This window comes from Paenibacillus sp. CCS19, assembly GCF_033239625.1.
GTDB lineage: Bacteria > Bacillota > Bacilli > Paenibacillales > Paenibacillaceae > Paenibacillus_T.
The window spans coordinates 110,316-125,707 of sequence record NZ_BTCK01000002.1 but is presented as its reverse complement, the minus strand read 5'-3'; the positions used below and the strand labels follow the sequence as shown (position 1 = coordinate 125,707).

The 15,392-nt window shown below is 52.4% G+C and carries 10 protein-coding genes and 1 pseudogene; 4 read left to right on the top strand and 7 right to left on the bottom strand.

Going from position 1 to position 15,392, the window contains the following annotated elements:
- Positions 1-3: 3 nt before the first annotated feature.
- From SBI19_RS02700 to SBI19_RS02685, 5 genes and pseudogenes are all read right to left on the bottom strand, one after another.
- Positions 4-1,233, bottom strand: a complete 1,230-nt coding sequence (locus SBI19_RS02700) for a Ger(x)C family spore germination protein (protein ID WP_317964681.1) — start codon at positions 1,231-1,233, stop codon at positions 4-6.
- Complete coding sequence (locus SBI19_RS02695) at positions 1,205-2,326, bottom strand: GerAB/ArcD/ProY family transporter (protein ID WP_317964679.1); 1,122 nt, start codon at positions 2,324-2,326, stop codon at positions 1,205-1,207. Before SBI19_RS02695 ends, SBI19_RS02700 begins: the two co-directional genes overlap by 29 nt.
- 3 nt (positions 2,327-2,329) lie before the next feature.
- Positions 2,330-3,631, bottom strand: a pseudogene (locus tag SBI19_RS02690) (spore germination protein); the annotation flags it as partial.
- A gap of 39 nt (positions 3,632-3,670) precedes the next feature.
- Positions 3,671-3,961, bottom strand: a complete 291-nt coding sequence (locus tag SBI19_RS29615) for a hypothetical protein (protein ID WP_483312226.1) — start codon at positions 3,959-3,961, stop codon at positions 3,671-3,673.
- A gap of 193 nt (positions 3,962-4,154) precedes the next feature.
- On the bottom strand, positions 4,155-6,824 hold the full coding sequence (locus tag SBI19_RS02685) for a glycoside hydrolase family 78 protein (protein ID WP_317964677.1): 2,670 nt from the start codon (positions 6,822-6,824) through the stop codon (positions 4,155-4,157).
- Between the two features lie 139 nt (positions 6,825-6,963).
- On the opposite strand from SBI19_RS02685, the gene SBI19_RS02680 reads away from it, so the two are divergent.
- Both SBI19_RS02680 and SBI19_RS02675 read left to right on the top strand, forming a co-directional pair.
- Positions 6,964-7,830, top strand: coding sequence for an AraC family transcriptional regulator (locus SBI19_RS02680; protein WP_317964675.1), 867 nt, complete (start codon positions 6,964-6,966; stop codon positions 7,828-7,830).
- Positions 7,831-8,477: 647 nt separating this feature from the next.
- On the top strand, positions 8,478-8,843 hold the full coding sequence (locus SBI19_RS02675) for a hypothetical protein (RefSeq protein ID WP_317964673.1): 366 nt from the start codon (positions 8,478-8,480) through the stop codon (positions 8,841-8,843).
- On the opposite strand, the gene SBI19_RS02670 is transcribed toward SBI19_RS02675, so the two are convergent.
- The gene (locus tag SBI19_RS02670; RefSeq protein WP_317964671.1) at positions 8,812-9,177 is read right to left on the bottom strand and encodes a hypothetical protein; all 366 of its coding nucleotides are present in this window, start codon (positions 9,175-9,177) and stop codon (positions 8,812-8,814) included. The genes SBI19_RS02675 and SBI19_RS02670 overlap by 32 nt on opposite strands.
- Positions 9,178-9,474: 297 nt before the next feature.
- On the opposite strand from SBI19_RS02670, the gene SBI19_RS02665 reads away from it, so the two are divergent.
- Positions 9,475-10,467, top strand: coding sequence for a prenyltransferase/squalene oxidase repeat-containing protein (locus tag SBI19_RS02665; RefSeq protein WP_317964670.1), 993 nt, complete (start codon positions 9,475-9,477; stop codon positions 10,465-10,467).
- Positions 10,468-10,505: 38 nt separating this feature from the next.
- Positions 10,506-11,489: an aldo/keto reductase gene (locus tag SBI19_RS02660; protein ID WP_317964669.1), complete on the top strand. Its 984-nt coding sequence runs from the start codon at positions 10,506-10,508 to the stop codon at positions 11,487-11,489.
- A gap of 198 nt (positions 11,490-11,687) precedes the next feature.
- Here the strand turns inward: SBI19_RS02660 and SBI19_RS02655 are convergent, their stop codons facing one another.
- Positions 11,688-15,287, bottom strand: coding sequence for an FIMAH domain-containing protein (locus tag SBI19_RS02655; protein ID WP_317964668.1), 3,600 nt, complete (start codon positions 15,285-15,287; stop codon positions 11,688-11,690).
- Positions 15,288-15,392: the final 105 nt, after the last annotated feature.

Here is a 15,392-nt window from a genome sequence, read left to right as displayed (position 1 = left end):
ATATTACTTGGCCTTCATACCAACTCGTCTAACATTAACGCGAGTCTCCACATCGAACGTTACGTCTTGATATTGCTCCTGCCACTTTTCTTTGGTTTGCACGTTCGTATTCCAATACTGTCTCTTCTTGGCTCGGATGTATTCGCCGAAGCCGAAGATGTCACTCCCCGCTTCCTGCGTCTGTGCGATAAGCGTTTTGCAGGCCTTCGTTGCCCCCTCCGCTTGTTCGGCCTCGATCTGACGAAGAACCTCTTCGCTATTTATATCGAGGTCCTGATCCATCTTCTCTTCCACATTGACTTCCAGCATGATTCGGATATCAAAATGCGGGTGCCCTTGCTTCATGCTTGCTGTCCAACTCACACTACGATTCGTTGTGGTGGTCATAATCATCTTGGAAGATCCATCCAACGTGACATAAACACGATAACCAGCAGGGTTGACCCCTTTGACCGCCAAGAACGCTCCGATTTCAATCGGCTTCGTTTTGCCGACCATATGGGCCCCTTTGAAATAAGCAAGCCCTTTGATCTCGATGTTCTGTTCTTTCTGCAGCTCCACATAAGGAAGATACCCTTCTTGACCCTTCTTGGTCGAATTGCTCCAGAACGTGCCGATATAATCCTTTGGAAACTTGCCCATCTTAATGCCTTGATCCAAAGTCGTGATCAAATACAAGGTTGGAATCCGCTCCAGCTTGGGGGCTGCCTTCATCATTCGCATTGCATTGCCTTTGGCAACCATCATCCACGCCATTCGACGAACTTCGGAGTTCCGCCGAAAGAAATCGTTGATGTTATCCATCCCTTTCCTCGCCACTGCTTCGGATATGATGATTACCCTCAGATGACCAAAAAAGAGACGGGCGGAAGTCTGCTGCTGCAGCCTCATAAACGCGTCATCGAGCGTATGGCCGAATGTGTCCAGCACCCAGACGGTGGCCGACGAATTGGCTGCACCGCCCCCGCCTTCGCCCGGACCAAGCGGGATTCTTCCAGGCAATGCGATCTGGACGGCAACGTGGTAGTATCCCTGTTTCGGAGCAGGAATAGCCCCTCTCATATGGGTTACAGCATCATCTTCATCCCGATTGGACTTCGTCTGATCGATGGAGATCCCTAACACGACTGCACGATCTTCGATCTCCAGGCGATCCCAACAACCCGTTAGCAAAGGGCAAACCAGCAGCGATATAATCGAAAGCTTAATGAACCGGCTCCATAACGTTGTCACTTGGCTGATTCCCTCGTTTCTTGCGGACTAGCGAGACGATCAACAGCAATCCGGGGTATCCGACCGTAATGTATAATCCAATACGCCCAACATCTTCGATTACGGCATAGAGCTGAATAATATTCTGGGGAATCATCGCAAGTATGAATACGATCGGCAATATAAATGTCGATATCGCCTTGTGATCATTCAGTCGGAACAATTCGCTCGTCATTCGAATGGTCAGAAAATAACTGGATAACAGCGTTGTGAATACAGCTGTAACCCACACCGCCAGAAAAGCAGCATCCAACCGTTCCAATACGTTCGCGGGCAGCGTCGTGGCTTTGGCTAATTCCAGCGTCGGCCACAGCAAATTCTTAATCTCTTCCGACCCGAATACACCGACTGCCGCGACCACGATCGCGACATATAAACCACCGACAATAAGTAACCCGACGAAACCGGCGAGCATCGCTTTCTTCGGTTTGCGCATAGCGGGTATGACCAATGTCATAATGAAAGAACCTTGAAATAATGCCCCTACCGTCAAAACGCCTGTCAGCATGTTGCTCGGATCATTGCCGATGATCGGCTGCAAATTGATCAAATCGGCATTCTTCATGGACAGCACGACAATGCCCAATCCCGGAAACAAGATCAGAGGGAAATAGAAATGGTGAAAATAAGCGAAGGTGATAATGTTATTGCGGCATGAGATCGCTGCAAGCAGCAGCATGACAATGACGGTCACTTCTACCGGCGTGCTCTTCAATACGGACGTTACGACGACTTCGCCGAATTCTCGCGCGGCAAGCGAGGTCAGAATGGCAAAGAATACAATCGCAGACATACTGCCGATCCAAGCCAACCATTTGCCGATAATGGTCTCGCTATATTGGATAATCGATTGATCAGGGAATCGCATGCCAAGCGCCGTAATCAAAATTAAACCGATATAGCCCACCATTACCCCGAGCAAAGTCACCAGGGGGGCACCTGAATCCGCAGCGCGTACCGCAATCAGCGGAAGCGCGAGCACGCCTACCCCGATAATCGTACTGACTTGAATCGCAGCGGATTGGATCGTCGTAATCTGACGGATATTATCCATGTCTTAGTGCTCCTCCTTGATCTTCTCCGGACCAATGACTTCAGGCTTCGGTTTCTTAAGTTCATCGATTGTCGTCTGGCTTAACCTTTGCTTATCCTTCGGCAGGAGGAACACCGGCCGCTCCGGCATCCAGGTCAGCGGCGCACGAATAAGCAAATCCTTCATCCCCTGAAAGTTGCCGGGGACTAGCGGACTTAAGTACGGCAAGCCGAACGACTTCAGCGCCAGCATATGATTAGCAATCAAGATGAAACCGATCATGACGCCATAGAGACCGAAGATACCCGAAATAATGATCAAAGGAAAACGCAGCAGCCGCAGCGCGAGCGCCGCGTTATAGGCAGGCGTTGCAAAAGATCCGATCGTTGTAAGCGCGATAATAACGACTGTGATCGGACTAGCGAATCCTGCTGCAACGGCAGCTTGTCCGATGACCAGCACACCTACAATGGAGAGAGCGCCGCCTACCTGCTGCGGAAGACGTATCGTCGCTTCGCGCAGCACTTCCATCGAAATTTCGATAATTAACACTTCAATCACAGCGGGGAAAGGAACCCCGGCTCTTCCCCCAGCAACGGCGACAGCAAATTCAGTCGGAATGAGCTCCGGGTTGAATGATATAATCGCCACATACAAGGATGGGAAAATCAATGAAAATACGAGCGCAATCAGCCGTGCTATGCGGATCGCACTCATAAGGACAAATCGTTCCGTATAATCCTCAACCGTCTGATAGAACTGATTAAACACAGCAGGAACGATCAGCGCCAAAGGCGAGCCATTGACGAGAATGGCCACTCTTCCCTCCAATAAGTTAGCCGCTACTTTATCCGGCCGTTCGGTGTACTGCACTTGAGGAAAAGGCGAATAATGATTATCTTCGATAAGCTGCTCCAAGTAGCCCGAATCCAGCACAGCGTCGATATCGATAACGGACAATCGGCGATATACTTCATTCACCAAGTCGGTATTTGCTACATCTTCCAAATAGCAGACCGCTACCCTCGACTTGCTCCTTCGGCCAATCTCCATCGTCTTGATTCGTAACTCGGGGGTCAACAGCCGGTAACGGATCAAGGCGATATTTTTATCCAACATTTCAATGAAACCTTCACGAGGTCCCCGAATAACCTGCTCGGTCGCAGGCTGCTCAATCGATCGGTTCTCAATGCTGCTCGTATTGACGACAAGAGCCCGATTCAGTCCTTCAATAATGATTACCGAGTTGCCGCGCAAAATTTGTTCGATGATCGCCGTATATTGTTCATCTGTATTAATCTGACTGTGGTACAACGTGTCGTTCAGAATGATGTCTTGCAGCTGATCTAGCGCAACAGCCCCCGACTATGCACGAGGCATCTCTTTCATCAATGGTTTCATGACGTCCTGATTGACCATCGTTTGATTAATCATGCTGGAATAATAAATGAGGACTGCCGGGTATTGGGCGAATACATGGAAGCGTCTAATCAATAAATCATCTTCATTCTGTAGCACCCCTTGAATCACTTGAAGCGTTTCTTCTAGGGAACTGCTTATCGTTCGATCTTTGAGGCTCTCCAATAGAGGGGATGCCGGCTGCGCTGTTTGTTTGGTTCCGTTGTTATTAGCAGTAAACCAGCTGTTGTTTGGCATCCTTATCCCCTCCTGTAACGTAATGTCACATACTAATATGTGGAATTAAATGATAATTATTCTGTGACCGATCGTAAGGCAGCCTTGGTGAATACATCATCAGATCGTTGAGAACAAAAAAAAGTTGATGCAGGTCAAAACCCGCATCAACTCGATAATCTTGTCTACTAGTCGCTTCCATAAACCATTGTTCCTACTGCTGCCGCGCGTAGAATTGATACGTTCCTGAGCCGACTTGGAACTCCACCCACGCAGCCGTCTCGACGATATCGGCGATGCCTTCTGCAGCGGCAAGTTCACGGCCTGACTCGGTCACGCTCGACTGGCTCGCTCCTTGAAGCCGTACCCGTGCGGACGTGTTAGCCGGCACTGTCACTTCATACGCGATACCGCCGTCCTTCTGGCGCGACCACGCCGAACGAATCTCGCCAAATGGAGACTCGAATGTTGCTTCAGCGGAGGTTAGCGAGCCGCCAGGGAGCGGGCGGATGATAATGCGTCGATACCCTGGCTCAGTCTCATCCGCATCTATGCCTGCGACCGTGCCGAACAGCCAATCGCCTACCGCTCCGTAAGCGTAATGGTTATAGGAGTTCATATCGTCGCTCCAGAAACTGCCGTCCGGTTTAATGCCGTCCCAATGCTCCCAGATCGTCGTCGCTCCCTTCGTTACCGGGTACAGCCAAGACGGATATTCGCGCCGTTCAAGGAGCTTGTAAGCAAGCTCTACATGACCGAATCTCGTAAGCACATGACACAAATATGGAGTGCCGACGAAGCCCGTCGTCAGTTGGTTGCCCGATTCCTCGACTAGCTTAGCAAGGCGGTTCGCTGCCTGAACGCGATCTTCTTCCTTCAGCAAGTCGAACATTAATGCAACAGCGTAGGCTGTCTGCGTCGGCGATGCAATCCGTCCGCTTGGCGTTACATACTCATCGCGGAAAGCTTGCTCGATGTTCGCGCGAAGATCCGCATACTTGGCCGCCTCTTCCGTATAGCCCAGCACTGCTGCTGCCTTCGCCAACAGCCCCGTTGAATGCGCATAGAAGGCCGTCGCAATGAGATCGCGCGGCGTTGCGCCGACATAGCTGTTCTCCTTCGCATCCAGACCAAGCCAATCGCCGAAGTGAAAACCCGTATTCCACAACAGTTCGTTATCTCCCTGCGCGCGAATGTACTCGACCCAGCCCTTCATGCTCGGGTATTGCTCACGCAGCACGCGCTCGTCACCATAACGTTCATACAATACCCATGGCACGATCGCCGCCGCATCTCCCCAAGCTGCGGAGTTCTCGCCAGCAGACGACGATAGGTCCGGTACAACATGCGGAACGCCTCCGTCTGACCTCTGATCGGCAGCCAGATCCCGCAGCCACTTCGCGAAGAATGGCATGACATTCCTATTATAGGCCGCGGCCCGTACGAAAGCTTGCGCATCGCCTGTCCAGCCCAACCGTTCGTCACGCTGCGGGCAGTCCGTCGGCACGTCAACGAAGTTGCCGATTTGGCCCCAGACGATATTGTCCGCCAGCTTATTAATGAGCGGATCCGAACAGCGGAATCGTCCTGCTTCCTGCAGGTCGCTCGTCAGCACGCAACCGACGAAGCGGCCAGGAATTTGCTCAGGCGAGATGCCTTCCACTTTGACATAACGGAATCCTTGGAACGTAAAGGATGGCTCGAATGTCTCAACGCCGTCACCTGCGCAAATATACGTAATCGTCTGTTCGGCTTTGCGAAGGTTGCCGATATAGAAGTTTCCGTTACGGTCCAGCACTTCTGCATGTTGGAGCTTCACCACCGTCCCAGCCTTAGCTTGAACGTTGAAACGCATCCAGCCCACCATGTTCTGCCCCATATCGAGTAAGGTTTCGCCGCTTGGCGTCGTCAATACCGACACGGGGACGATCGTATTCACGACCCGAACCGGCTCATTCTCCTGTGCGATGAGAAGCTTCTTCGAGTGATCGTAAGGAGTCACAGCTCCCCACTCCTTATCGTCAAAACTTGCAAGCGACCAGCCGGTGCTTTCCTGCCTTGCATCGTACCGCTCGCCATCGTAGATTTCGGAGCTGCGAATGGCTCCTTCGCCGCCCTTCCAGCTGTTATCCGAGCTAACGACTTGTTCCGATCCGTCCTCGTAACGTACATGCAGAACAACCAACGCGGCCCTTGTGTCGCCATAATACTGCTTTTTGTCCCAGCCCATCACACCGCGATACCAGCCATTCCCGAGCATGACGCCAAGCGCGTTCTCGCCTGCCGACAACAGCTGCGTCACGTCAAAAGTCTGGTACTGCAGCCGTTTGGTATAGCTGGTCCAGCCGGGATTAAGCCGGGTATCGTCAGCCTTCTCTCCGTTCACGAACAGCTGGTACATTCCGAGCGCCGTTGCATAGACGCGGGCGGAAGCAATCGGCCGATCGAGAAGGAAGCGCTTGCGCAAATAAGCGATCGGTTCGTCCCCTGCTTCGTCGCGCGGCCGAGGGTACGAAATCCACTCAGCTGCTGCCCATGCCTCGTTCGACAATAGTCCTGTTTCGAAATAAGCTGGCGCGCTCCATGCCGATTCCGTCCCGCTCGTTCCCCATGCCTTCACCCGATAGTAATATCTTGTCCGCGGCTGCAGCGGTGTTCCTTCATAGCCGATGTTCGTCGATTGGCCGCTCTTTTGTCTTCCCGTGTCCCAATCAAGCTCCCCGCTGAAGTCCGAATGCTGCCCTACTTGAATCTGATAGCCCTGTTGCAGGAAAGCTCGTCCCGTCGAGCGAAGCTTCCAGCTTAATACAGGCGATCCGTCGCCGATTCCGATTGGATTCATCCTATGATTACATGTCAGTCCATATACTTCGATCTCCGACATTCGTCCATTCTCCTATCACGTATAGAATAGCTGCTTCTGACAGCAGTGTACCGGATCCAGGATGTTAGTTATATTGCTGATTCGGACGAAAATACGTGGTAAAATGGACATCTCACCATCTCCTCAAGGAGGCATCGAAATGGCGCGTCACACCATAAGAGGGGCTGACTTGTTTCGAAGCGGTCTCAACGTGTTCGTCAACCGAATCGAAGAGAACTTCGTCGATTCCGATCTCCATGAACATGACTTCATCGAGTTGAATTACGTAGCCGAAGGGCTCGGCTTTCAATATCTTGGGGACAAAGCGCTACCCGCTTCGCGAGGCGATTTCTTCGCGCTGCCGATTGGTTCCTCTCATGTGTTCCGTCCCTATTCCACCGACAAGAAGAATAGACTAGTCGTCTATAATGTCGTGTTCACACCTGCTGTATTGGAACAAATCTCAGCCGCAGCACCGGAGCTTGCGCTGGGCCGCATATGGCAATCGCTCGCCGAACAATCGATCGAGGGCGGAATCGTGCGAGATACGCGTTCTGCGCTGGCGCCATTGTTCGAACGCATCTACGCGGAGCATGCCGCTGATCGGCCAGGTGCATCGGCCATGCTGACCGCCTTATTGACCCAAATTCTAATCGAATGGACGCGGCTGCGGTCGACGGCGAAAGAGCCGAATGCATCCACCCTCGCAAGCATGGATGAAGCGATCGCCTATGTACGCGAGCGAGCATTGGACCGACTGACGCAAGAGGATGCAGCATCCCGATTCGGGCTAAGCGAACGACACTTCCAGCGCCTGTTCCAGCGTCACACGGGACAGACGTTCCTCGACTTCGTCCAGCATCAGCGGATCATGACGGCATGCGAGCTTCTGCGCAGCACGCAGCACAAGCTCGAAGCGATTGCCGGTCTCGTCGGCTATCGCGACATCCAATCGTTCAACCGCGTGTTCAAACGGATTGAAGGCACCACGCCTGGGCAATATCGCAGAACTTTTTTTAAACAATAGAGATCATATGCCTAACCGCTTCGAATAGTAGAAGGTTGCCATCGCGGCAACTCTCTTCTATTAAATAATGATGCATCGGGAATGACCGTACCCTATTCGGCAGATGACGCCAGCCATTGAAATGGGTGGGACTTCGTCATTATGCTGGCGCGATGCGCTAATGGACTGAGGCGACGCTATATCTCCCATACTGCGAACTCCACCGCGCTAACGGACCACGATGACCTTATTAGTCCTCACAAGTGCCGATATTGCTGCAAAGTAATAGAATAGCGCCTCTGTGGTTCATTAGCATAACGAGTCATGTAATAGTAATGAAAATAGCACCTCTGAGGTCCTTTAGCCGCCGTCTAACGGTTGGCCCAACTGTTCACTATCCTCATTCCACCACAATCACAAGCTCCGCCGATGGCATGCCCTCCGCATACGCCGTCAGCACAACGCGCCTGCGTTCGCCCGTCAAGGCTCCACAACTTCACCTTAGGGATTTCAATACGGATCGTTCCATTGTCGAATTCGCCGGTTACTTCGTGACTTTCATTCGAAAGCCTTAACCAGAATAATTGCCCCGGCTAGATTTAGCTGCAACAAGCTCCAGTTGATCGGCGTCTAATGACATAAGCTCTATCGAATAGGGGATTGATTAGATGAAGATGGCAGTTACGATAATCGTTTCTTTACTCGTACTTATTACTGGATGCAGCAAGGACAAAGGTGAGCCGCATTATTCCGCGGCTGGTGAAGTTCAATCCGTTGACAAAACAGGCATAACCATCGAAGGTGTAAGAACTGATTATCTCCTCACACTTAGCAATCTGCAGCAAGAGAATAATTCGTCTGAAATGGATAGAGGGAATTTCTCCATTACTTCCAACACTGTCATCTACAACACGACAAAAGATGAAAAGTCGAAGGCTGACATCTCAGCGATCACAGCAGGTAAGCACGTGGATGTAGTCTGGCGATTTGCAAATGATCACCTTACTGAAGCGCTCGAAATCGTTGTGAAATAACAAGAGGCCACAAGTTATTAATAAGAAGTACGAAAGCCGGCACATCCTCTAGGATGACCGGCTTTCTCCATAAAATCTGCCTTATACCCGCGATGACCAATTCCCTTGAGCTGATCGTGCACAACGTCCGTCCAGATGACTTCACGTTGTTAATTTCCTCAACCGCACCTGTTGTACGAACCGAGATCAGCTCTGTTGACATTTCCCGGGAAATTGCGACGATTTGTGCGAGATTATCCCGATATTGTTGAATCGGAACTTGCTTGCTTTCCGTAGCTGGATCGCTCTTAATATCATGCAATCCGCAGTTAAGCAGCAATAGATCATATCGCACACCTTTACACGGCTCCCCCAACAGAAACGTCAGCACCATGCTGCTGTCACCGCCGTTAGCGCCGTTCGGTTGTCCAAGTTAATCAGCGCGATATGCTTTCCCCTAATACGTACAGACTTCTCATCATGTGCCTCCCGTAAATCCATAACTTAAAAACAATTGCGACGATATCTTACCACCAAGCCCCAGCCTAAACAACTGACATTATTCCATATACTCTTGACCATTATCATATAGCTGGCTGTTCCGAATTGATCTAGAATGAGGTCAACCTATCGGAAAAGAGGCAACGACCTTATGACTGATATACGGCCATTTCTCGCTAAAATACGTCGATCTATCGCAGCCCATCAAGCGGGCGAACCCGGCGGATACCGCCGCAAGCTGTCCGATTCGTCAACCACGGCAGATTTGTACGGAACGGCAAATGCGGTCATTTTGCTATATACACTGAATGAACTTCCGGCTCAACATACGGACGAGCACCGCGCTTTCGTTGCAGCGCTTCAGCAGTTCCAGGACCCTCATACGGGTCTGTTCAACGGAATCGGACATCATCCGCTCCACGGAACGGCTTTCGCGATATCGGCGCTGGAGCTGCTGGACAGCAAACCGCTATATCCTTTGATTGACCTACAAGATCTCAAGGATCCAACGACACTTTACGAGTTTCTAGACAACCTCAACTGGATCCGCGAGCCTTGGGCGGAATCGCACAAAGGCGCGGGCTTGTACGCCGCCATGGTATTAGCAGGTGAAGTGGACGATGCATGGGAGGAAGCCTATTTCAACTGGCTTCACGAGGAGACGGATCCTTCAACAGGTCTGTGGCGGAAGGCAGCCATGCAGCAAGCAGCAAGCGCGCCGTTATTCCATCACTTGGCCAGCTCGTTCCACTACCTATTCAATCTTACTTACCGCAACCGCAAGATGCGCTATTCGAAGGCATGGATCGATACCTGCTTACAGCTGCATAACGCGAACGAAATTCCATTGAAAGTCGATGCCTTGTCGTTCGTTGAACTGGATGTGCTGTACACTTTGATTCACGCAGCATCACTGACCGACCATCGTGCAGCCGAGCTGCAAGCAATGATTCATGCCATATGCGACCATCTTCTGAGAAGCGTCGAGTCACTGTCCGGCGGATCGGACGGCGATGTATTCGAGGATATTCATGAGCTTAGCGGCACGACATGCGCTTTAGCGCTTGTGCAATCGGTCATGCCCGAGCGGATCGATTCCGATCGCGTATTGCAGAAGGTGCTCGATCGGCGGCCTTTTATCTAACCTCATCTATCATCTAACCAATAAAGGAGAATGGAACAATGGAATACAACTACTTAGGCAGATCCGGACTTCGCGTGAGCAAGCTGTGCTTGGGAACGATGAACTTCGGCGTCGATACCGACCAAGCAGAAGCGTTTCGCATTATGGACGCTGCCTTGGATGCGGGCATTCAATTTTTCGATACGGCAGATATTTACGGCTGGGGAGAGAACTCCGGCGCAACCGAAACGATCATCGGCAACTGGTTAGCGCAAGGCAACAATCGCAGAGAGCGCGTCGTGCTGGCAACGAAAGTTTATGAGAAATTGCACAAGCCGCTTTATGGCCCTAACGATGAGAAAGGTCTCTCCACGTACAAAATCCGCCGTCATCTTGAGGATTCGCTTCGCCGTCTGCAGACGGATCATGTGGAGCTGTATCAAATGCACCATATTGACCGCCGCACGACTTGGGAAGAAATCTGGGGCGCTTTCGAAGGACTCGTCAATCAGGGCAAAATCGATTATATCGGCTCCAGTAACTTCGCCGGCTGGCATATGATGAAAGCGCAGGCCGCGGCTCAGAACCGCCGCTTCCTCGGTCTCGTCAGCGAGCAGCATAAGTACAACCTGCTGAACCGCTTGCCGGAGCTTGAAGTGCTGCCAGCCGCGCAAGATCTAGGCATCGGCGTTATCGCATGGAGTCCGCTCGCCGGCGGATTGCTGGGCGGCAATGCCTTGTCGGCAGACAAGCAGTCGCGCAGAAGCAGAGAGAGCGCGGAGCATCTGGCCCGCCATCGCGATCAGCTGGAAGCGTTCGACCGCTTGTGCAGCGAGCTTGGCGAGAAGCCGGCCAATGTTGCGCTTGCTTGGCTGCTTGCCCATCCTGCGGTGACGGCGCCGATCATCGGACCGCGCACGGTAGAGCAGCTGCAGGACATGCTCCGCGTTGTCGAGATCAAGCTGGATCAAGCGACGCTGAGCGAGCTCGATCGCATTTTCCCAGGACCGGGCGGCGAAACGCCGGAAGCTTATGCTTGGTAAGTTGTAAGCGTCCAAAGCTGAATCGGACTGGCGTTTCCCCAATGAAAACATTCCTCATAATAAATAAGGCAGGCTGCCAGTATTGAACTGCACCTCCGATTGCTAGTTGTGTCTAACAATCGGGGTGCAGTTCGGATTGGTTAGCCTGCCTTATTTATTTTATAAACACACATTGCCATATACGACAAAACTACTCAATCAACCCCCGGTCCACTCCGCAATCAAAGCCTCCGCATCTGCGAGTAGAACGCTTTTCACATGACTGTCTACAGCCTGCACCGAATCATTATTCAAGTGCTTCACGAAGTCCTGCATATGCTTCGCAGCCTGATCCGGCCGATTCATCTCCAGCTTATGCTGCACCTGATCCAGCGCATTGTGCAGCTGCTGGCTCATCGCATTGTTAAAGCTGGCCGCATAACGCGTGAGCAGCTGATTCATCGAATCAATGCTTGTCGTCACTTTCAACTGAACGGTCTGCTGAAGCGTGTTCCCTGCAGCGTCTTCCACGATAACAACCGCAGCGTAACTCCCCGGTTTGCCAGCCAGATCAATCACGGCCTCCATGCCCTGACTCAGATCGATAGGATACGCCGTGCCACCGATCACGATCTGCGCTGCAGCTACACCGGACAGATCGTCCGCAACTCGGAACGTAATTAGCGCACTATCCTCGAGCGTACCTCCATCTTCGAGCTTCTGTCCATTCACGGACAGTTCGAAGCTCGGCTGTGTCTGATCCAGCAGAACGGTAACTGCACCGGACAAGGCCGATTCGCCTGTGAGGCTGGTGCTGCTGACTTTGTAGTAATACTTCACCGCAGGATCAATGCCGTTATCCGTATAGGACACAGCAGCTCCTGCGTACACCGGGGCATAATCGCCCTCTGCGCTCGTCGATCGATACAACGTATAGGACGCCGCACCGATTGTTTTGTCCCAAGCAAGGGAAGCCGAATCCGTCGTTGTCGAGACGACTTGCAGCCCATTGAGCGGATCGGCAGCCGTGACCAGATCGTTATCCACGATCATGATCCAGTTGATCAGCGGATCCTGCGCCGCCGTATTACGCACCGTCACATCAATCATCCCGTCGGTCACGTCAACCGTATTCGCATACACTTTGTTCGAGATGTACGTAATTGCAGTCCTCTTCGCACCATTAATGTACAAGTCCGCCTTGCGGGATGAATTGTTCCAAATATCGTTAAAACCGGTGTACACCGTGTAGGAACCGTTGTCTACGGTGAACTTGTAAGTCAGATCCGTTCCTGCAGGCGAACCCGTGACATTGCCGCCGTTCAGATAACGGAGCGTGCTGAAAATATCGCCGTTCGCAGCGCCAGCCGGGTTCGATTGCGTCCCCACATAACCCCAAGGGGCGGCATCGCTTAGATTTAAAGGCTGCTCCACAACGGATTTGTTGATCAGAGTATGCTGCATGTACGAGGCCATCAGATTATAGTCGTTTGTTGCCAGTCCCCCGCTGTTCACCCAGTAGACGGTATTGCGCGGAATCGCACTGATCGTGAACCGCAGCACTTTGTTGTTGAACGCAGGCAGCTTGGCGTCCAGCTTATAGGTGCCTGGCATCGCGAACGTGCTTGCCGTTACCGGCTGCGAATTGACCGACCAAGTGACAGGCGTTACGACGGCATCCGCCGAGCCGATAGGCGTCACTTGAATATCGCTTGGCAGCGTAAGCGACGAGCCCGTTGCAATGACCTCCGGCAGCTGCAAGCTCGTACGCACGCCGGCCATCAAGTCGAGCAGTCCCTTATTCCAGCTGCTGTACCACTTGATCGTCATCTCCGAGCCTTGACCGAACTCAATCGGCAGCCAGACATACTTCGCCGCGCCGCCTGCGAACGATCCGCCGTTCCAATCATCGCCCACATAGATGAACTTGCCCTTCGCCGCGTCGACCGGAATAACCGAAGACGTCTGAGAGTTGAACGCCTTCGCTGGATCAGGATCCGAAGCCGATGTCCGCACGAACGGATCAGATAGAGTAGACCAAGGCCCGAATATGCTGTCCGCCACGCTGTACATGTTCACATTCGGTGCCCATCCCGTCGCTCCCGACGTCAGCAGATAGTATTTTCCGTTATATTTGAACATAGCTGGAGCCTCACGAACGCCGCCAGGGAAGACGCGTACATAGTCCGTACCATATACCGCTTTATACGTCGTGTCCCGAACCGGATTGCCGTTCGCATCCACATTGCCGTCTTTATGCCAGCCTGCGACGTCGGAGTAATCATCCAGCAGCTTGGAGATGTAGATCGTCCGATTCTCTTCGCTGGAATAGATCAGGTAGCCGGTTCCGTCATCATCCTTGAACAGGTTCATATCCCGCGCCATGCCTTTATCCGATGGAAAATAGTCCGTCTGATCCGCAGGGGCCATGTCCATCCGGTAGCTGCGCTGATAGACGAAAGGACCTGTAGGTGAATCGCTGATTGCGTAGCCTGCCTGCGCTTTGCCATAGTTCTGCGCGTTGTTATCGGCATTCTTATCGCCGTCCATGTGGGCCCACATGACGTATTTATGCGTCTTCTCATTGTAGATCACTTTCGGACGCTCGAGAATCCGCCCTACTCGAATGTCCGCCCAGACGTTGTACGTATCCGTTCTGCCGGCATACAGCTGAGAGATAAGCGGATCGTTCGTGAAGTCATCCATCGACTTGACCAACGTCAGCGCCATGCCTTCGTCCTTCCAATTGTACAGGTCGGTGGACGAATAGACGCGGACCCCTTGGCCTGGCCATACCCCGTTATGGTACTCGCCGTACCAATAATATTTGCCCGATTGCTCATCGTACATGAAGCCAGGTCCGTGCGCATCGATCACGTTGCCGTCCGTATCCCGCATCACTTGCCCAGGCAAGAAGGCCGTGCTTGGTTCCATATGGAATAGCCCTGCACGAGCGGCAGCAAGCTTGTTCAGTTGGTCCCTGATTCCGCCTGTTCCGATCTGGGCAGCGTCCGAATCCATGGCAACTCCTCCGTTCAACACGCTTTCTGCAAAAGCTTGCGCCGATGCCAATGCGGCATTCGCCGACGCGATCGTACTTGATGTGTAGTAATGCGTGCCGTCCGCATTCACTCGCGCGATCTCATTCTGCAAATCTGCCATACGCGATTGCAGATAAGACAATGGAATAGCCGTCTGAACCGTTATTAAGCCAACCATCGGGTCATGCCATTGATCATATGGACCGGCAGAAGGAGCTTTCACCGCTACATTCAATTCACCGTCGGCGACATGCACTTTGTAGGATCGTTCGACACGAGAGGCCTCTGGCATAGTCAGATCCCCAGAGACGTTACTGCCTTCCAGCAAGATGCTGAAGTTCCGCCCGCTCCAAGGGTTCTTGACGCCAACCGTTACATAATAATCGCCCGCCTCAGGCAGCCCGAAGCTGTATTGGACCGCCGTGTTCACGTTGTGCGTACTGCCCGAATAATAGCGTACAGACGAATACTTATCGCCGGAAGTGCTTGTACCCGTGTTCGCACCATATCCCCACTTATTGCCCGTAACAGGATCTGCGCCATACGTTTGATCGGTTACGCTTTGGAGCAAGCCTAGGGCGTCACCTGCATCAGGCTGGCTTGGACTTCCGTCACCGGCATCGGCGTAATACAGATTGTACTGGTGTGCGGCAAGCTGTTCAGCCGAGTAGCCGGCAGCGGTTGGAGCAGCCTCGGCGGCCGCTGCCCCTGCCAACGCGGGTGCCAAGCTGAGCGACGATAATAGAGGCAGCAGCAGTAGTCTGGTCATTGCTTTCATGATTTCATCCCCTCTTCTCCAAGTGTGATTGCATCCCGTGCAAGACTGAGTATAGAGGGAGAGGAGAGCGGAAGGGAGTGAAGGATTCCGTAATGTTTGCCCATA

What these genes read in the sequence shown, in the direction of transcription:
- SBI19_RS02695 (WP_317964679.1), bottom strand. Translation starts at nt 2,326, where the DNA reads ATGGATAATATCCGTCAGATTACGACGATCCAATCCGCTGCGATTCAA.
- SBI19_RS29615 (WP_483312226.1), bottom strand. Translation starts at nt 3,961, where the DNA reads ATGCCAAACAACAGCTGGTTTACTGCTAATAACAACGGAACCAAACAA.
- SBI19_RS02685 (WP_317964677.1), bottom strand. Translation starts at nt 6,824, where the DNA reads ATGTCGGAGATCGAAGTATATGGACTGACATGTAATCATAGGATGAAT.
- SBI19_RS02680 (WP_317964675.1), top strand. Translation starts at nt 6,964, where the DNA reads ATGGCGCGTCACACCATAAGAGGGGCTGACTTGTTTCGAAGCGGTCTC.
- SBI19_RS02675 (WP_317964673.1), top strand. Translation starts at nt 8,478, where the DNA reads ATGAAGATGGCAGTTACGATAATCGTTTCTTTACTCGTACTTATTACT.
- SBI19_RS02665 (WP_317964670.1), top strand. Translation starts at nt 9,475, where the DNA reads ATGACTGATATACGGCCATTTCTCGCTAAAATACGTCGATCTATCGCA.
- SBI19_RS02660 (WP_317964669.1), top strand. Translation starts at nt 10,506, where the DNA reads ATGGAATACAACTACTTAGGCAGATCCGGACTTCGCGTGAGCAAGCTG.
- SBI19_RS02655 (WP_317964668.1), bottom strand. Translation starts at nt 15,287, where the DNA reads ATGAAAGCAATGACCAGACTACTGCTGCTGCCTCTATTATCGTCGCTC.